This is a genomic window from Nevskia ramosa DSM 11499 (assembly GCF_000420645.1).
GTDB classification, from domain to species: Bacteria; Pseudomonadota; Gammaproteobacteria; order Nevskiales; family Nevskiaceae; genus Nevskia; species Nevskia ramosa.
The window spans coordinates 1,334,036-1,350,992 of sequence record NZ_ATVI01000005.1 but is presented as its reverse complement, the minus strand read 5'-3'; the positions used below and the strand labels follow the sequence as shown (position 1 = coordinate 1,350,992).

The 16,957-nt window shown below is 61.4% G+C and carries 17 protein-coding genes and 1 pseudogene; 10 read left to right on the top strand and 8 right to left on the bottom strand.

Annotated features, from left to right (window positions below; all coding sequences use genetic code 11):
- Window positions 1-292 precede the first annotated feature (292 nt).
- The gene (locus G513_RS0106720; protein ID WP_022976057.1) at window positions 293-817 is read left to right on the top strand and encodes a hypothetical protein; all 525 of its coding nucleotides are present in this window, start codon (window positions 293-295) and stop codon (window positions 815-817) included.
- Window positions 818-919: 102 nt separating this feature from the next.
- On the opposite strand, the gene G513_RS21775 is transcribed toward G513_RS0106720, so the two are convergent.
- Window positions 920-2,173 carry an MFS transporter gene (locus G513_RS21775; protein WP_022976056.1) on the bottom strand — a complete coding sequence of 418 codons (1,254 nt, stop codon included), beginning with the start codon at window positions 2,171-2,173 and terminating at the stop codon, window positions 920-922.
- A gap of 89 nt (window positions 2,174-2,262) precedes the next feature.
- On the opposite strand from G513_RS21775, the gene G513_RS0106710 reads away from it, so the two are divergent.
- A complete protein-coding gene (locus tag G513_RS0106710) occupies window positions 2,263-2,733 on the top strand; it encodes a MarR family winged helix-turn-helix transcriptional regulator (RefSeq protein WP_028475226.1) in 471 nt (156 codons plus the stop codon).
- A 315-nt stretch (window positions 2,734-3,048) separates the two neighbouring features.
- On the opposite strand, the gene G513_RS0106705 is transcribed toward G513_RS0106710, so the two are convergent.
- Window positions 3,049-3,522, bottom strand: coding sequence for a winged helix-turn-helix transcriptional regulator (locus G513_RS0106705; protein ID WP_022976055.1), 474 nt, complete (start codon window positions 3,520-3,522; stop codon window positions 3,049-3,051).
- A 181-nt stretch (window positions 3,523-3,703) separates the two neighbouring features.
- Here G513_RS0106705 and G513_RS21770 point away from each other — a divergent pair, with 181 nt between their 5' ends.
- Together G513_RS21770 and G513_RS21765 are read left to right on the top strand one after the other, a co-directional pair.
- Window positions 3,704-5,497 carry a phytoene desaturase family protein gene (locus tag G513_RS21770; RefSeq protein WP_022976054.1) on the top strand — a complete coding sequence of 598 codons (1,794 nt, stop codon included), beginning with the start codon at window positions 3,704-3,706 and terminating at the stop codon, window positions 5,495-5,497.
- 79 nt (window positions 5,498-5,576) lie between these two features.
- Window positions 5,577-6,428: a metal-dependent hydrolase gene (locus G513_RS21765; RefSeq protein WP_022976053.1), complete on the top strand. Its 852-nt coding sequence runs from the start codon at window positions 5,577-5,579 to the stop codon at window positions 6,426-6,428.
- 291 nt (window positions 6,429-6,719) lie between these two features.
- Here the strand turns inward: G513_RS21765 and G513_RS26095 are convergent, their stop codons facing one another.
- The 4 genes from G513_RS26095 to G513_RS0106680 form a co-directional block, all read right to left on the bottom strand.
- A complete protein-coding gene (locus G513_RS26095; RefSeq protein WP_211219608.1) occupies window positions 6,720-6,971 on the bottom strand; it encodes a glutathione binding-like protein in 252 nt (83 codons plus the stop codon).
- On the bottom strand, window positions 6,913-7,371 hold the full coding sequence (locus tag G513_RS24450) for a glutathione S-transferase (RefSeq protein ID WP_211219607.1): 459 nt from the start codon (window positions 7,369-7,371) through the stop codon (window positions 6,913-6,915). Before G513_RS24450 ends, G513_RS26095 begins: the two co-directional genes overlap by 59 nt.
- A gap of 274 nt (window positions 7,372-7,645) precedes the next feature.
- Window positions 7,646-8,191 carry a DUF2867 domain-containing protein gene (locus G513_RS0106685; protein ID WP_022976052.1) on the bottom strand — a complete coding sequence of 182 codons (546 nt, stop codon included), beginning with the start codon at window positions 8,189-8,191 and terminating at the stop codon, window positions 7,646-7,648.
- A 257-nt stretch (window positions 8,192-8,448) separates the two neighbouring features.
- Window positions 8,449-9,330: an SDR family oxidoreductase gene (locus G513_RS0106680; RefSeq protein WP_022976051.1), complete on the bottom strand. Its 882-nt coding sequence runs from the start codon at window positions 9,328-9,330 to the stop codon at window positions 8,449-8,451.
- 83 nt (window positions 9,331-9,413) lie between these two features.
- On the opposite strand from G513_RS0106680, the gene G513_RS0106675 reads away from it, so the two are divergent.
- The 4 genes and pseudogenes from G513_RS0106675 (at window position 9,414) to G513_RS24750 (ending at window position 13,197) form a co-directional block, all read left to right on the top strand.
- Entirely contained in the window at window positions 9,414-10,010 is a 597-nt protein-coding gene (locus tag G513_RS0106675; RefSeq protein ID WP_022976050.1) for a TetR/AcrR family transcriptional regulator, read from the top strand.
- Between the two features lie 358 nt (window positions 10,011-10,368).
- Window positions 10,369-10,518: pseudogene (locus tag G513_RS26515) on the top strand (IS5/IS1182 family transposase); the annotation flags it as partial.
- 288 nt (window positions 10,519-10,806) lie between these two features.
- A complete protein-coding gene (locus tag G513_RS0106660; protein ID WP_022976047.1) occupies window positions 10,807-11,331 on the top strand; it encodes a hypothetical protein in 525 nt (174 codons plus the stop codon).
- A 93-nt stretch (window positions 11,332-11,424) separates the two neighbouring features.
- The gene (locus G513_RS24750; RefSeq protein WP_022976046.1) at window positions 11,425-13,197 is read left to right on the top strand and encodes a tetratricopeptide repeat protein; all 1,773 of its coding nucleotides are present in this window, start codon (window positions 11,425-11,427) and stop codon (window positions 13,195-13,197) included.
- A gap of 35 nt (window positions 13,198-13,232) precedes the next feature.
- Here the strand turns inward: G513_RS24750 and G513_RS21750 are convergent, their stop codons facing one another.
- Window positions 13,233-13,931, bottom strand: coding sequence for a hypothetical protein (locus G513_RS21750; RefSeq protein ID WP_051144331.1), 699 nt, complete (start codon window positions 13,929-13,931; stop codon window positions 13,233-13,235).
- Between the two features lie 205 nt (window positions 13,932-14,136).
- On the opposite strand from G513_RS21750, the gene G513_RS0106645 reads away from it, so the two are divergent.
- Window positions 14,137-14,988: an SDR family oxidoreductase gene (locus G513_RS0106645; protein ID WP_022976045.1), complete on the top strand. Its 852-nt coding sequence runs from the start codon at window positions 14,137-14,139 to the stop codon at window positions 14,986-14,988.
- A gap of 20 nt (window positions 14,989-15,008) precedes the next feature.
- Complete coding sequence (locus G513_RS21745; RefSeq protein WP_022976044.1) at window positions 15,009-15,935, top strand: alpha/beta hydrolase family protein; 927 nt, start codon at window positions 15,009-15,011, stop codon at window positions 15,933-15,935.
- Here G513_RS21745 and G513_RS24745 read toward each other — a convergent pair.
- On the bottom strand, window positions 15,925-16,926 hold the full coding sequence (locus G513_RS24745; RefSeq protein WP_169560532.1) for an AraC-like ligand-binding domain-containing protein: 1,002 nt from the start codon (window positions 16,924-16,926) through the stop codon (window positions 15,925-15,927). The two genes, G513_RS21745 and G513_RS24745, sit on opposite strands and share 11 nt — an antisense overlap.
- Window positions 16,927-16,957: the final 31 nt, after the last annotated feature.

Below are 16,957 nucleotides of genomic sequence, written 5' to 3'. Positions count from 1 at the left end.
GTTGTTCTGCGCCAGCCTTGTCGATACTTGGGTCGCGCAGTATTCGGATCGACGAGTCGGCTTGCGTGTTTATTGATGCGGCACCTTGGTATTGAACGTGGACCCGGCGCTCGATTCAGCATCCGCCTCATCTGCGAAGAGCCGAAGGTGCCGCATCAATAAAAAATCAATGGTTTCTAGTTATCAAGCCGGCATTTCTGCACCTGTTTGAGAGATCATCCGCTCGAACACGGTGCGCTCGCGTTCAATGTCGGCATGCCGACTCAATAAATCCGTTTTTCAGCGCTGACCAATGCGATCCTGGTTCGATGCCCATGAGGTTGGGCGGGAGGAGATGGTGGACACAGTCCGATTCTGGCGGCGAAGTCTGAAGGTTCTGCACGAGATTGCGGCGCTCGGCCTGGGCGGCGGATTGGCGGCGTGCCTGGTCATCAACCTGGCGTCCCCTGGCGCGTCACCCGCGAATTTCGTCGCGGCACGTGTAGCGTTCGACGCCATCGCGCATTACGTTCTCTTCCCGTCCCTCGCGGCCGTCCTCGTCACCGGTCTCCTCTCGATCGCCGCGACGCGGGGGTTCCACGATGCCGGTTGGGCTTGGGTCAAGGCGCTGCTCGGACTATCCGTGTTCGAGGGCACGCTCCTCACCGTCGGCGCCAGCCGCAAGCAACCGGAACTCGCCGCGGCGGCTGCCGACCCATCGCTGCTCGCGAGCATGCTGCATTCAGAGCGCAACACATTGCTGTTGCTCATCGGCATCTGTGTCGCGAACATCGTCCTGGCGGTCTGGCGGCCGAAACTGATGATCAAGATCCGCTGAGCGCGGCTGGTGATCGGCAGGCAGCGGCGGCGCGTTTTCGGTCGGCAGATTTGCGCTACAGCCTGATTGAAATCCCGCCGCCTGCGCTACCTAGCTGTCTAACTAAATGGCACCAGTCGGAGTGACCGGATCTGGCCCGGGATTGCTTGAGCTCGTATACGCAGCAACCCACGCAGTTCCGGCGCAGACGCACAGCGCGATTGCGGCGGCGATCCAGCCGACCGTTCCGAAGCCCGTGATAGCGCCGTTGGCAGCCGTCGACAGGATCATTCCACCGAGCCACGCGCCGCAGCCGCTACCCAGTGATTGAAACGAGCTGTTGACGCTCAGAAAGGCGCCGCGTGCCTGTGGCTTGGGTACGGTGGTCATCAGTGCCTGAAACGGCACCATGCGTCCGGATATAGCAACCATGAAAAAGGGAAAGAACAGCACGATTGCCCAGAATGGAAGCGGCGGCAGATGGGTCAGGAACAGCACTGGCACCAGCGATATGAGGAGCATCACCTGCAGCACCCGCCGATGTCCGTAGCGATCCGCCAGCCGGCCGATCAGTCGCGAAGTGAAGAATGGCGCGATTCCACCGACGCAGTACATCCAGGCGATGCTGGCCGGAGCAACCCCATGGTTGGCCACGAGGAACGGTGAGATGAACGCGATCACCATCATGTGGGCGACCATCAGGCTGAAGCTCAGCAGGAACGCGGGTCGGTACCGAGGCTCGGCTATCAGCTTCAGGAGGTCTGGCAGCGCCCGGGAAATCGGGCGCAGTCCGCCCGCCAGGTGAGCGGTCAGCGGCGGCACCAGCCAATAGCCGATCAGCCCGATGACCAGCGTGAGTCCGAACAGCAGGAAAAAAGGAGTGCTCCAGCCGAAGTGAGCGCCCAGTGCGATGCCCACCGGAACGCCGATCACGGAGGCCAGGGAGAAGGCCGACATGACGATGCCGGTAGCAGCACCGCGCCGATGCGACGGGATGACGTCGCCGACGATGGCCATGATCAGCGACGTCATCACGCCGCCAGAGATTCCAGCGAACGCGCGCGCGATCAGCAGGACTTCAAAGCTGCCAGCACAGGCGCAGACCAGATTGGATACCGAGAACAGCGCGTACATCGTCAACAGCAGCGAGCGTCGATCGGATCGGTCGATATAGATCGATGCCAGCAGCCCTGACAGACCTGCGCACCAGGAATACGCCGAGACCGCGGTGGCGAAAGCGGCTGGGGAAATGGCGAAGGCCCGCATGATCTGCGGCCCCAGCGGCATCATCACCATGAAATCCATGATGACCGTGAACTGGGTAAAAGCCAGCAGCCAGAGGAGCCGGCGTTCCGCGCTTGCGGTGAATGAATACACGGATGGTTCCTTTGCGCCGATCCCCTGCCCTGGCTTTTACTACGACGGGCTTCAAGTTTCAGGCTTAGTAGTTGATAATATCAACCATCATGCAAAAATCCGTTGATATTGTCAATCAAACCGAAGGACAGGTCGCAGAGACCGTGGTCGAGTCGATCCATTCGGTCATGCATCTGTTTCGCGCGCAGCAGTACCGCGTCCTGCGCGATGGGCCGCATGCGCTCACGACCATGGAAAGCAAGGTGCTGGGCTTTTTCTCCCGGCGGATCGGAGCGACCCTCAGCGACCTGGTTTCCCACACTGGCCGCGACAAGGGCCAACTTGCTCGCCTGATCGGCGGCTTGCGGGATCGGGGCCTGCTCGAGGCCAAGGCTGACGAGGAAGATCGACGCAATCTGCGGCTCTACCTGACGGCGGATGGCGCAGCCATTCATCGAACCCTGCACCGCCAGAGACAGCGCTTGTCCAGCCTTGCCGTCGAGGGCTTGAGTACCGTTGAACGGGAACAACTGCTGGCGGTCCTGGCCAAGGTGCGCGCCAATCTTGAAAGAGCTTCTTGAAGAAGCGGATCTTCTGAAGTCCGCTTTTATCCCGATAGCGGCATGTTTTCAGCACTCCCCTGCTCGGTTTCCGCTCTGTACAGAAGCGCCCACCGGCAAATCTGACTTAGGTGGCCACTACGCGGCAGTAGACCCGGCGACGTGCCCTCATTGCAACCTGTCGAACGGCAGGCGTAGATCGGGGCTATGAAAATCCTGGGACGTGGACCGCGCGCTCAGAATCGTTGTATTCGGCAAGCCGAATGACTGATAAGGCCCGCATTAAGGCGTCGGCCGCCCTGCGGCGCAAAGGCAGGCAAACGGACCGACCTGCCTTCAGCGCGTGATGGCAGCCGGTGGCCGCAAGCCCGGACCCGCAATCGGCGTGATTTCGCGTATGTCGAGCGGCTCGCGGCATTCCGAGCACACGGTGACTGGCCGAAATTTGTGGCCGCACGTCTGGTGCACGAACTCCAGCGGCGGCCCTGCCGCGCCGGCCAGCCACTTGTCTCCCCAAGCCACCAGCGCAAGCTGCACCGAGTACCAATCGCGCCCCATCTCGGTGAGCCGGTACTCGTAGCGTGGTGGTCGCTCCTGATAGGCAACTTTGCTCATCACGCCGAGCTTGACCAGCTTGGCCAGCCGGTTGGCGAGCAGATGCCGCGTGATGCCCAGCTGAGCCTGGAAATCATCGAAACGACGCGTGCGCAGGAAGGCGTTGCGCAAGATCAGGATGGTCCAGCGATCGCCGACGATGGCCAGGCTACGGGCCACCGAGCAAGAAATTCCGTCCAGTTCGCCCCACTTCATTTCCTTCCTCCGATCAAGCGCTTGCCAAGTCGCGGCGAGTCTAGCTTGACAAGGTTCTATTTTGGAACTTACTGTAATGGTGCCATCGTTCAATGGCAATGTCAGTTCCTCATTCGGGAGGTCGCATGGCCGAATGTCGGGACGTCACCAACCGCCGATGCCGTTCCCTCAAAGGGTTTCCGTGATCAATACACCGACGACGCAGCACACACACTGGGATGCCATCGTGATCGGAGGGGGCCTTGGCGGCCTTTCCGCTGCCGCACATCTGACTGCCGCAGGAAAGCGCACGCTGCTGCTGGAGCGCTATTCAGTCCTCGGCGGCAGTTCCCATGTCTTCCGACGCAAGAAGCAATGGGAGTTCGACTGCGGGGTCCATTACATCGGTGGCTGCGGACCGGGCGGCTTGATGGACTCACTGATGCGAGGTCTGGCGCTCGAAGATCGGGTGCAGTGGCTGCCCATGGATCGAGACGGCTTCGACACGATCATCGGCCCGGATCTTGAGCTGCGTGTCCCATCAGACTGGAACGGCTATCTGGAGAATCTGCTGAGGGCCTTTCCGGCTGACGAACGTGGCCTGCGTTTCTACATCTCGGTTGTGCGCCGCGTCGCCGAAAGCATGGATCGCAGTATGAATCTGGCGTCGAGGGCCGACCTGTTTCTGTTCGCGAAGCGCTGTGGCTGGGCGGCGGCATGGGCCATGGTCCCGCATGCGGCACTGCTGGCCGCCTGCCGTCTGAGCCCGCGAGCCTTTCTCGTACTGTCCGTGCAGGACGCGGCGACGGCCGCCACCCCAATCACAGCGCCCGTGGCACTGCGCGCCGGCTTCCTGCATGACTATCTCGTCGGTGGAGCCTGGTACCCGAAGGGCGGTGGCCAGATGCTGGCCGCTGGCTTCTCCGATGTGATCCTCAGTCACGGCGGCGAAATTCGTACCCAGACCCATGTGGCACGTATCGTCATCGAAAGCGGCGCCGCCAAGGGCGTACAACTGGAGGATGGGGAGATGCTGCGTGCTCCGGCCATCGTGGCGGCAGGCGACATCAAGCGCACCTACCGCGACCTTGTCGGCTACGAAAATCTGCCGACCTCGGTGGCCAGGAGAAGCGAAAACTGGAAGATGTCACATCCACTGATTAATGCTTTCTTCGGCATTGAAATCGACATCGGCAAAACCCCTAACAGCAACTTCTATGTCATTCCCAACTGGGACGACACGACCTCGCTGTTCCGCCTGCAGCAAGGCTTGTCCAGGCGCCTGACCCAGGCGTCCAAACGGCGTCCCATGGACTGGGCGATGGACTACTCACGCAACATGCCGGCTTTCGTGCAGTCCTCGACCCGTCGAGACCCAGACAATCGTCGCAGCGCCCCGGCCGGACACGCTGCCATCGAGGCCCAGACTCTCGCACCGGCAGACCCGCGCCTCTGGGGTTTCGATGGACATGATGTCGCTCGCGGCGCTTATCGCCGCGACGGGCGCTATCAGGAGACCAAGGCAATCATCACCGACGGCCTCTTGCAGCGGGTCGAACAGGCCTATCCCGGTGCGTCCGCAAAGCTGCGTTGGAGCGAACTGGGCTCGCCCGCCTCACAGGAGCGCTTCACCCATACCAGTGGTGGTGCTGCTTTTGGCCTGGAGCCGCGCCTCTCGCAGTTCGGCCCGTTCCGTCCGGGTGTGAATACCGTGATCAAGGGCTTGTTCATGGCCGGAACCAGCACTGCCTGGGGACCCGGCACGGTGGGCGCGATGCTCAGTGGCATGCACGCGGCCAGCGCCATCACCGGTCGCGATCTGCAGGCCGAAGTTCGCAAGGGGGTGGTGCTCGCTGATCGTTCGCGGTTGTCGGTCAGGAAAGCGGGCTTCGATCCGCTCGCCACAACGCGAATGCTGGGGCGCAAGGCAACCCGAAGCGAACATCAGGATGACGAGGATGAAGACAGCACAGCCTCGCTGGTCACGTCGACCTGAAGTCTGTTGAGACAGCGCCGTAGTCACGCTTGTCCCGTACCAAGCAATAAATCCATCCAGCATCACTCAGGAGCATCCCATGCCAGCCAAGACGCCAATTCTTCCGACACGCCGTGATCTTAAGTTCAACCCGCCAGCAGAGCGCATCCACGATTGGCTCGATGGCGGCGTGCATTTCACCCTCCTGATGAACACCATGTCGCTGGTGATTCCGGTGGGCGAGCGCTTCTTCATTGACGCCGTGCGCCACTACCGCGATCAGATCACCGACCCCGAACTGAAGAAGGCGGCGACGGCCTTCATCGGCCAGGAGGCGACGCACGGCCGCGAGCACGACGAATACAACGCGTTGATGTTCCAGCGCCTGCCGGCGGCCAAGGAATTCGAGGACAGCGTGAAAGCACTCCTGGCCCGGATCAAGAAGCGCTCGCCGCCCTCCGCCCGCCTGTCCGTGACCATCGCCCTTGAACACATAACCGCGATCATGGCCGACGGCCTGCTGAGCGAGCCGTACATGATCGAACAATCAGAACGGCACTTTGCCGCCTTGTGGAAATGGCATGCGCTGGAGGAGACCGAGCACAAGGGTGTGCCCTTCGACGTGTACGAGATGATGATGGGCCGCGGCCCACGCGCTTACGTCGAGCGCAGCATGACCCTGGTGGTTGCAACCGCCATTTTCTGGGGCAAGGTCATCCCGGCGTTCATCGGTTTCGTGCGTGACGAGGGCAAGCTGGGCGATCTGAAGGGCTGGCGTGAGTTCTGGCGTGTCGGCTTCGGCGAGGTTGGCTTCCTGCGCAAGATGGTGCGTCCCTGGTTCAATTACCTGCGTCCCGGCTTCCATCCCTGGGATCACGACAACAGCCATTACTTGCAGGGCATTGAAGACTTCTCTGCGTCATGGCAAGCCAAGGCTCTGACCGCCGGCTGATGGGGTGATCGTCGAGCGACTGCCAATGTTCTTGGTCTGCTTGCGACACGGCCTCGCTGCAATGCCTGCTGGCGACACGCGATCTCGCTACGGCATATGTTTTACCCCGGCGGAGATAGCCGAATCGATCAGCGCAATCTGGTTAATTACCGGGAGCGCAGACGTCCTATGGTTGAGGAACAAGCGCTCGATACCCCGGATCGCGGCGACGAGCGTGGACGGTGTCGCACGATCACCCACAAAAAGCCCGGTATCGAATTACGATGCCGGGCTTACTAGGCAGCGCTGAAATCAGCCGCGCATCTTCATGCCTGCCCAGTTCGGGCTCAGGCTTGAGGTGGCGCTGGAACGTGTATCCATACGCTTGAACCAAGCGGCAATGTTGGCGTTCGCGAGATCAAGCGGCTGTCCCACATCCTTAGCGAAATCGAGGCCGCAATACAGCACGATGTCAGCGACGCGGATCTGGTTGCCGGCGACGAAATCACGGCCGGCGATCAGGCCATCGAGCTTCTTCAGCCACTTTTGCGCCGACACCTTCATGTCTGCCGAAGCTTGCGGGATGCAAAACATGCGCTCCTTGCAAAAAGTCCAAAGCTTCACCGAATCGGAAAGCGTTGTAAACGTACTCGGTGATGTTCAATTCAATGCGGCGCTGCCATTGGCGGGCCTCGGCCCGCTCCTGAGCGTTGCTACCAATCAGTGCCGGCGTCGGATGCATTTCCTCGATGTACTCGCAGATCACCACGGTCTCGCCGAGCACCGAGCCGTCATCCAGTTCCAGCGCCGGTGTCTGGCCGCCCGGGTTCTTGTCGGTGTACGGCGGCTTACGGTTGTCACCGCCGAACACGTCGATGTCGGTTTTCGGGATGCTCAGGCCCTTTTCGGCAAGGAACATCCGCACGATGCGCGGATTCGGGCCGAAGGAATTGATCAGCTTCATGGGTACGTTCTCCTCGCTCTTGTGGGAGTTGATACGACAGGCCGATAGCTTGGCCTAACATAATTACGAATGATTCGAGCCTATGACTCTTGCCGTCGGCATTCATCTAATCAACGCCTCCAGAGTTTGCTCGTGGAGCGAATCAGCTCGGCAGACGAAAGGTGACCACCGCACAGCCCTGCAGTCCAGCAGGCCGCCAATCAGCGGCCGCGGAGTGCTCGCCGTCCAGGCCGGCTTACCATAATTGGAAACGCATGGCGACTGGGGATATAGCTCACGCCTCCGTGGCCAACGGCCAGCCGATTTGTGCAGCACTACGAAGACTGGATTGAACGACCAAGCGGTGGAAAGGGGCGATGACAAAAATATAAAGGCGACCTAGGCGGTTGTGGCAATGGACCACCGTTGAGAAAGTCAGTTGGCGCTTGCTTCCGGACGACGGCTGATTGGAACAGTAAACAGAGAGCCTGAAGTCCAAGTGCTTGTCGTCTCCGCCAAGGACAATTTCGGTCAAACTAATGTCGTAGATCTTGAAGGCGCCGATACGACCTGCCTCGCTCTCCTCACCAAGTGAAGTGAGTTGCTTGGCAGTCTTGAGGCCTAACCTGCCGACGATCGCATCTCGGACTGCTATGAGGTTTCTGATCCACGGAGCTCGATGAGAGAAGATGAACCTCGCCAACAGTTCGGGATTGGTCGACGCTCGAGATGGAAGCTCGATCGAGTAGGCATCAGCGAGATTCGTCGATGCGAAGGCTTTGGAAATTTTTGACTCTGGAGGAAGCGATACAAGCTTTACGCGATGGTTGGGGGTTGCCATTGTGTTTGAGTCAGTGGGAAGAACGGGACCGGGGAAGAACTGCTGGCGATCGGCAGGCATCGACTACGTGCGTGCAGGCTGACATTGCCCTACTGAGTCGGCAAACAATGCTGTATCTGGACGAACTGCGTTAGCGTGATTTCAAAGTCTCCATCCTCTCGCGCAACCTACCATCGAGGTTGATATGTTCTGTTCAGATCGGGAGCTGGCGCACGCGTCAACGATAGTTCGATCTTATTCGGTGCGAGTGCGCCGACTCACGCTCGAAATACGTCAAGGTTCTCGGTCAACCATTCCGTCAACGAGCGTGGAATTTTTCCAGTCAGTTCCGAGACAGTCGAGGTCGTTTCTGCGAGCGTCGACTCGCGAAACATTCGGTCGAGCCCAACTAAAAGATCGGTAACCAACGGTGAAAGTCCACTGCTGAGCAGGGCCTCACGCCGCTCGATAGGTGAACAGTCAAGATAGGTAACCGGATGTCCGAGTAGGCGAGTCAACTCTTCCGCAACCTGTTTCATAGTCCACGCGCGCGGACCAGATAGGTGATAAGCACGTTGCGAGTTCGCTGTGATTTCCTCGAGCAACGCGATGCGGGCTACATCAGCAACGTCGCGAGTGTCGATGAAGTTCACTCGGCCATTTCCCGCTGCGCCTGTCCAGGAACCGGCGGCAATGAGTGGCCCCGCCCGCTTGAGCACATCGGCGAAAGCCGTCGGTCGCAGTACCGTAGATGCGATCGGCTGCTGCGCCAAGTAAGCTTCGATCTCCATATGCCAAGCGAGGGGAAGAAGGCGGGTAGCAGGACCGAATGCAGACAGCTTTACGATGTGATGGACGCCTGCTGCAACCGCTGCATCAATCAATGCGATCTCGTTAGCGACCTGCTCTGGCGAAGTGCCATGTGCGATAAAAAGCCGGTCTACGCCGCGCAGAGCCCCTTCAAGTGTGTCGGCGCGTTTGAAGTCGACCGCCAATGGGATCACCCCCTCCGGCAGTCGTGCTGTGTGTGGCTGGCGCGTTAGCAGGACGAGGTCAATCGGGTCATCGATAAGCAACGTCGTCAACGTAGCGCCGACGCGTCCGGTTGCACCCGCGATGGCGACTCTAGGCTTAACATTGGAATTTAGATGGTCAAACATTTAAGCGTCCTTCGCGAGCATCATGGAACGATCGGTTCATGTATCTTGGAATGATAATTCCATCTTGTCAAAGGATTTCTCAGATGAGCGGTAAACCGCAATACGACGAAGGGGCTGTCATTGACGCTGCCGTGGAGGCCTTCTGGCGTCACGGATACGCGGCCACAACGATCAACGTGCTGACCGAAGCGACAGGACTATCGCGTTCAAGCATCTATCAACGTTTTCAAGACAAGGACGGCCTGTTCGAGATAGCGCTTGGAACCTATACGGATCGAGTGATGACCAGGATCAGTTCCTGTAAGGGCAGCAGTGGGCGTGAGCGGCTCGAGGCTTTACTTCGAGGGCTGCTTCCAATGCGGTCCCATCGGCCCCCGGGTTGTCTGCTCGCGAGAAGTTGTGCTGAGCTGATCGATCTGCCGCCGGTAGGACGGAAGGCGGCGATCTGGGGTATGAGCCAGCAGCGCGGTCTGCTAGAAAGTTGGCTTCAGGAAGCGATTGCAGCTGGCGAACTGCCAACTGATGCAGATGCAGGCGCGCTGGCTTGGCATTTTCTGGGGGTGATGCAAGCGATCTTGAATTTTCCTCAATCCGGAGCTACTAGAAGCGAATTGGACCGGATGATCGTCGTTGCGATGTCGGTTTGGCCTGCGGACGATGTTGCACTAACAAAGGTCTGAGCTTTTAACGGCCCCTGTGTGCTCATCGCAGACGCCGCAAATCTTGGTCTCCATGTGCTCCTGCTGATCGCCTCGACGATCCGCTTGGCACTGATGGTTGAAGGAGCTTCGAGCAAAACCTTCTAATCGCAACGAGTCCGCCAGAAATGGTGACGCCTCGCCCGTTTGTTAAGAACCCGTTGTTGGCACAGCTGCTCTTTTCAATCGAATCAAACGCCGCGCTTTTCGATTATCTCGATAGGGGCAAGTTGTCAAGACTCCCCTCGCCCGGTGTCCGCTATGTGCCGATTCTGTTGAAAAACTCCCCTGGTCTCGCGGACGCTGGCGCGGATGTTGATGTCCTAAGTGCGTCGGCGTAATCGGGGACGCGAGGCAGAGCAGCGGACAGGATTGGTTGTTTTACTCCTTCAATCTCGACGCCCACGTCCCGCAGGATCATCTGCTGCGCAGCATCGATCGCCACCTTGACCTGAGCGATCTTCGACGTCGTTTGAAGGGCTACTACAGTCAGCGGCCCAGATGCAGCAGATTTTCGCCGAGACCGAAAGCGAGTTCGTCTCCGCAATGCCGATCAGCGGCACATTGAAGCTTCCTGATGGCGTGGTGCTCGACCTTCCCTGACGTCGATAGGTCTTGTTTGCTGAATGAGTCTGGGGCCGCCTTCCCCGTCCAAAAGCGCTTGCCGGCTTCGCGGGTCCGCACTTTCAGCGATGCGGGTGATTCGCCAGCTTCTTCGCGAAGTATTCTGATCGACGAGTCGGCTTGCGTGTTTCAATCCGATCTCAAGCGTTGACCGATGCGATCCTGGTTCAATGCCGATGATGTTGGGCGGGAGGAGATTGTGGACACAGTCCGATTCTGGCGGCGAAGTCTGAAGGCTCTGCACGAGATTGCGGCGCTCGGCTTGGGCGGCGGATTGGCGGCGTGCCTGGTCATCAACCTGGCATCCCCAGGTGCGTCACCCGCGAACTTCGTCGCGGCGCGCGAAGCCTTCAACGCCATCGCGCACTACGTCCTCTTCCCTTCCCTTGCGGCCGTCCTCGTCACCGGTCTCCTCTCGATCGCCGCGACGCGGGGGTTCCACGATGCTGGTTGGGCCTGGGTCAAGGCCCTGCTCGGACTATCCGTTTTCGAGGGCACGCTCCTCACCGTCGGCGCCAGCCGCAAGCACGCGGAACTCGCCGCAGCGGCGGCCGACCCGTCGCTGCTTGCGAGCATGCTGCATTCAGAGCGCAACACCTTGCTGCTTCTCATCGGCATCTGCGTCGCGAACATCGTCCTGGCTGTCTGGCGACCGAAGCTGATGAGCAGGATCCGCTGATCACGGCGAACGGCCGCCGCCGAGCAGGATAGGGCAATCTCCGCATCCGGGTGATGCAGTAAAGTCGAGACATGCTCTTGGGGAGCCTCGCAGGTGGATGAGTTTTTCCAGCGTCTCAGGCAGCGCAAGGTCGTGCAATGGGCGCTTGCCTACGTCGCTGCCTCGTTCGGCCTCATCCAGATTCTTGATCTCGTCGGACAGCGCTTCGACTGGCCTGCCGAGATCGTGCGCGTTTTCATCGTTGCGGCGGCCGTCGGCTTCTTCGTGACCTTGGTCCTCGCCTGGTATCACGGCGAACGCGGCAGGCAGCGGATGACGACCACCGAGGTGCTGATCCTCACTGCGCTGTTGGCGGTCGGCGGTGTGCTGGCCTGGCGTTTTGCGTTGCCAACCGCTCCAAGCACCACGCTCGCGAAGTCCACGGCGGTGCCTGATGGAAAGTCCATCGCGGTGCTCGCCTTCGCTGACCTGAGTCCGGAACATGATCAGGAGTATTTCTCGGACGGGCTGTCGGAAGAGTTGATCAACAGCCTTGGCCGCGCTGGCGCTTTCAAAGTCATGGGCCGTACCTCGTCGTTCCAGTTCAAGAACAGCAAGGACGATCCGCGAACCATCGGACAAAAGCTCGGTGTCGGCTATCTGGTCGACGGCAGCGTGCGCAAGGCCGCGGACCGTTTGCGCATCGGCGTGGCGCTGGTACGCACCGACGACGGCTCCAACGTCTGGTCCGATTCCTACGATCGCGACCTTAAGGACATCTTCGCAGTGCAGAGCGAAATCGCCACCGCCGTGACCCGCCAACTGCAACATTCGCTGGGAATCGCGATGACGCAAACCCTGGTCGCCGAGCCCGGTGACGGGCGGCCACCAAGCGGCAATGTCGAGGCCTACCAGGCGCTGCTGCAGGGCAACTTCCACTCCCGGCGTGCGGATGCAGCCGATGAGTTCAAGGCCATGGAATTCTACGAACGCGCGATCGCCCTGGATCCGCGCTATGCGCTCGCCCACGCGCAACTCGCCATCTCCGCGCTCTGGTATGCCGGGACCTATTCCAACGATTCGGCAGCCGACCGCGAAGCCATCATGGCCCATGTGCGTTCGACGGTGGCCACGGCCCTGGAACTCGAGCCCGATCTCGCCCGCGCCCATTTCGCCCTCGCCCAGCTTCTGAGGATCGACCTTCGATTTGCGGACGCCGAAAGAGAGTTTGCGCGGGCCGCCGAGCTCGCGCCGAATGATGCGGGCGTGATCCGCCAGTTCGGCCTGATGCAGTCCGAGCGCGGCCACCTCGGTGCGGCGCTCGTCACGATCGACCGCGCGGTCGCGCTCGATCCCCTGTCTCGTGATGCGCTGTTCTCGCGCGGCCTCCTGCTGGATCTGACCGGACGCTTCGACGAAGCCGAAGCCGCACTCCGCAAGGCGATCGAGGTCGAGCCGCAGGCGGCAACGACTCATTCCCAGCTCGCCATCACCAAGATCCACCAGGGCGACACCGCTGCAGCGATCGCCGTCGCCCGCGAGGAAACCGATCCTTTCTGGCGTCGTTGGGCGCTGGCGATGGCGCTGTCCGCGCACGGTGATCGCCAGCAGGCGGACGCCGAGCTGGACGCGCTGATCGGCGAGAACGGCGCCGACTCGCCGTTCCAGATCGGCGAACTCTATGCAGCGCGCAAGAATCCCGACGAAGCGTTCCGCTGGCTGGATCGCGCACTGGCGATCAAGGACCCTGGCGTCAACCAGCTCTTCACGTCGAGCCTGCTTGCCGCCTATCGCGACGATCCCCGCTACGCGGCGATCGCACGCAAGGCCGGCCTGGATCCGGCCAACGCTCCAGCGTTGCCGGAGGGCAAAGCGGCGGCGAAGTGAGCGGCTGCACGATCACCCACTGAAGCACGTCGGGCTCACAACATCGGTTCGAGCCTGTCGTCGGCATGGATCCGCTGGGCCTTGGTGAGCGCCATCCATTGATGGAACGCCAGCCTGATGGCGCGGCGCGGTGCTGGTCGGATCACGAGAATCTGGGTCGGCGTGGCAATCATGACGCCGCACTCAGGCGGAATGTCCTCGGCAGTGCCGATCCCTTCGGCGAGGACGTAATAGCAGCCACTGGCCAAGGCCCGATAACCGGCCCGCTTCTCGGGCTTCCGCAGATCGCACAGCAGATCGGCCCGCCGGACCTTGATCTCGTGGACCAGAGGTTCGACGTAGTCCTCGACCGTGGTGTTCCGGATTGAAAAGACATCCGGCTTCAAGTGTTGCCAGGCGTCATCGGGCTTGCCGAGCAGGGTCAGGCCCCGCCAGGCGATTCGGCCTTGTCCCGCCATTTCCCGGGCAACGCGATCGACCAGTGCTTCGTGGGCATCGAAAGCCTGGCGGTTCTGGTTCAGTGACTGGGCAAGTCGAGCGATGCCGGCGTCGGTGACACGCAGATACTCCGAGCCACGACCGTCGGTAACGCGTTCAAGCAGACCGTGGCCCAGCAACTCGATCTCGATGCCATCGAGGCAGGGCCAGCCGGCCGAACGGTACATCGCCCGCAGACGGCGATCATGCGCGCGGGTGAGGCGAATGCCGGAGGATGGGTCACGTGCGTCGGTCATGTCGAGATTGTGGAACTCTGGGAGTTCAAACGCGCAGCCTGCACGGCCCCCATCATCTTGGTCATGGTGCTTCTTCTGAGGATCGTCGACAGTTGTGTTCCGCCAGACAAATGACATCCAGGCATTTCGACATGCATGGAACAGTTATTTTCGTTCATTCACACAACAGCTTCCCTACCCGACCCGACCGAAGATCTGATCCGCCATGAATACCATCACGCCGAACGGCAAGGTCGCACTGGTCACCGGTGCCAACTCCGGTATCGGCAAAGTCACGGCACGAGCGCTGGCAATGCAGGGCTGGCACGTGTTCCTTGCTTGCCGGAATGAAGCCAGCGCGCATGCGGTACTCGACGACATCGCGCAGCGCAGCGGCGGCACCGCCAGAGCCGAGTTCCTGCCCCTCGATCTCGGCGACCTCGTCTCAGTCCGCGCCTGCGCCGAGCGCTTCCTCGCTCGCGGCCTGCCGCTGCACCTGCTGGTCGCCAACGCTGGATTGGCGGGTCAACGCGGGATGAGCGCCTCCGGCTTCGAGCTGACCTTCGGGGTCTGCCACATCGGCCACTTCCTGCTGACGCAACTGCTGATGGATGCCCTGAAAGCCGCGGCACCGTCCCGCATCGTGGTCGTCGCCAGCAAGGCCCACCGCCATGCCAAGGGCATCGACTTCGAAGCCCTGCGGCGGCCGACGCAGAGTGCCGGCGGCTTGAAGGAATATGCCGTCGCCAAGCTGGCCAACGTCCTGTTCGCTGCGGAATTGGCGCGCAGGCTGAAAGGCAGCGGCGTCACCTCCTACGCGGTCCATCCCGGCGTCGTAGCCACCAACGTCTGGCGCGCCGTACCCTGGCCGTTCGATCGGCTGATCAAGCGCTTCATGATCAGCGAGGACGAAGGTGCGGCGACCACGCTGTACTGCGCCACGGACCCGGTCCTGGCCGGCGACAGCGGCCTGTATTACGACAACTGCCGCAGCAGCCGACCCTCCGAGGTCGCCAGCGATGCGAACCTGGCCCGTACGCTCTGGAGCAAAAGCGAGCAGTGGGTCTCTGCCTCCTGAACGCATAGTGATCGGTGAGCATGAATCCAGAGTCCGTCGAAATCGTCACGCCTGATCAGTACCGCCTGAAGGCGCACATCTGGTCTGCCCGCTTCGCTTCGCAACCGCCGCGTCCCGTCGTGGTCATCGCGTCTGCCACATCGGTGCTGTCGCGTTACTACGCACGTTTCGCCGCTTTCCTGTTCAGCCGTGGCCATGACGTCGTGACTTTCGACTATCGGGGCATCGGTGGCTCGCGCCACGGGTCGCTCAAAGGTCTGGAGGCAGGCTGGCTCGACTGGGGGACCGACCTCGAAGCGGTCCTGACCTACGTCCGTTCGGCTTTCCCGGCCCGGTCGATCGACTTTGTCGGCCACTCCGTCGGCGGCTTCCTGATCGGGATGGCACCGTCTGCCCTGCACGTCCGGCGCATCTTCACGGTAGGCGCGCAGTACGCATATTGGCGCGACTACACGCCCCGCGAGCGTCGCGGAATGCTGCTGCGCTGGCATCTCCTGATGCCCTCGATCGTCGCGCTCGTCGGCTATTTGCCGGCCAAGCGACTGGGCTGGATGGAGGACACCCCCAAGGGCGTTGTCCGGGATTGGTCAGGCATGGGAAGCCGCTTCGAGAACAGTCTTCGATGGGGGCGCGGGCATCGGCTGAGTCGAGACGAAGCAGAGCTGTTGGTAGAGCGTTTTGCTTCGGTCACCGCTCCCATCCTCGCATTGGCCGCGAACGACGACCCGTTCGGCACGCCATCAGCCGTCGACCGCTTGCTCGCGTACTTCAAGGGCGCAGATCGGCACCACCTGCGGCTCGACCCCGCGTCGCTTGGCTTCGATGCAATCGGTCACTTCGCGTTTTTCAACGAGCGTTTTCGCGACGTGCTCTGGCCACTCGCATCAGCGTGGTTGCAGGATCAGGAAATACCGACGCTGCCGGGCGCTGCCGTCTTCATTCCTTGAGGCCAGGCCTCTCAACGAGCCCTGCCCGCTCCTCGCGCGGTGTCAACCCGAACGCCTTGCGAAAGATCTTGCTGAACGTGCCTGAATCGCGAAATCCCCAGCGATAGGCGATCTCGGTGATGCTCGCGCGCGGCGAGCCGTGCAGATCGTTGCGACAACGCTCGAGGCGCTGGCGACGAATCCACGCTGCCGGCGTGGTGTCGGCCTTTTCGAACAGGCGATGCAAGTGGCGCTCGCTGATGTCGTAGGCACGCGCGACCGCACGAGTGTCCAGCGTCGGTTCGCCAAGGTGCTGCTCGACGTAGTTCATTGCCTGTCGCAGCAGCAACTGGGAACCGTCGCGCGGTTCGGGCGAATCCTTGGCGCTCAGCGTGGCCGCGAGCAGCTCCAGGGTGGCGCGCAGGACGTGTCCGGCCGCTGCCTGCGGCAACTCGCCGAAGGTCGCGTCCAGCGTCAGGAGATGGTTCACGAACAGCCGACTCACATCGGCAGCCGCGTCGATCGGTTGTCCGACATGGTCATCGACACGCGGCAGCAATCGTCGCAGCGCTGCCTGTGGCACGGCAAAAGTGATCTGACGCAGGTTCTCGCCGGTGACGAAACGCATGGGGCGCGTGGTGTCCCAGAGCGTGAACTGACCCGGCGCGAGTGCGATGTCCTGGCCGCCGATGGTCAGGCTGATCGAGCCTTCCGCGATGTAGATGAGATTGAAGAACGCCTCATCGTCGAGCGCGATCTCCTGCGGTCCGCGCCGGCCGACGATGCCGCCGTGACGGGCGGTCAGATGCGTGACGCGATAGCCATCGAAGCGACCCTGGCGCATGTAGGCGGGGAAGCGGTCGCAGCGGATGGGGCGGATGTCCCACCGCATGTGCGCGTCCACCACGAAGGCCCGCCAGCATTCGAACTGCTTGCCGGGTGCGACGGTGCCGGTGCTCCACACATCCGGATCCTGCCATCCGTGGACCAGGGGCAATGAGAGAGTCGTCATGGCGATGCTCTTCTGACGTGGGCTGACCGGA

Bases quoted from the DNA above. Each gene is read 5' to 3' on its own strand.
- G513_RS0106720 (WP_022976057.1), top strand. From the start codon at position 293: ATGCGATCCTGGTTCGATGCCCATGAGGTTGGGCGGGAGGAGATGGTG.
- G513_RS0106710 (WP_028475226.1), top strand. From the start codon at position 2,263: ATGCAAAAATCCGTTGATATTGTCAATCAAACCGAAGGACAGGTCGCA.
- G513_RS0106705 (WP_022976055.1), bottom strand. From the start codon at position 3,522: ATGAAGTGGGGCGAACTGGACGGAATTTCTTGCTCGGTGGCCCGTAGC.
- G513_RS21765 (WP_022976053.1), top strand. From the start codon at position 5,577: ATGCCAGCCAAGACGCCAATTCTTCCGACACGCCGTGATCTTAAGTTC.
- G513_RS26095 (WP_211219608.1), bottom strand. From the start codon at position 6,971: ATGAAGGTGTCGGCGCAAAAGTGGCTGAAGAAGCTCGATGGCCTGATC.
- G513_RS24450 (WP_211219607.1), bottom strand. From the start codon at position 7,371: ATGAAGCTGATCAATTCCTTCGGCCCGAATCCGCGCATCGTGCGGATG.
- G513_RS0106685 (WP_022976052.1), bottom strand. From the start codon at position 8,191: ATGGCAACCCCCAACCATCGCGTAAAGCTTGTATCGCTTCCTCCAGAG.
- G513_RS0106680 (WP_022976051.1), bottom strand. From the start codon at position 9,330: ATGTTTGACCATCTAAATTCCAATGTTAAGCCTAGAGTCGCCATCGCG.
- G513_RS0106675 (WP_022976050.1), top strand. From the start codon at position 9,414: ATGAGCGGTAAACCGCAATACGACGAAGGGGCTGTCATTGACGCTGCC.
- G513_RS0106660 (WP_022976047.1), top strand. From the start codon at position 10,807: ATGCGATCCTGGTTCAATGCCGATGATGTTGGGCGGGAGGAGATTGTG.
- G513_RS21750 (WP_051144331.1), bottom strand. From the start codon at position 13,931: ATGACCGACGCACGTGACCCATCCTCCGGCATTCGCCTCACCCGCGCG.
- G513_RS0106645 (WP_022976045.1), top strand. From the start codon at position 14,137: ATGAATACCATCACGCCGAACGGCAAGGTCGCACTGGTCACCGGTGCC.
- G513_RS21745 (WP_022976044.1), top strand. From the start codon at position 15,009: ATGAATCCAGAGTCCGTCGAAATCGTCACGCCTGATCAGTACCGCCTG.
- G513_RS24745 (WP_169560532.1), bottom strand. From the start codon at position 16,926: ATGACGACTCTCTCATTGCCCCTGGTCCACGGATGGCAGGATCCGGAT.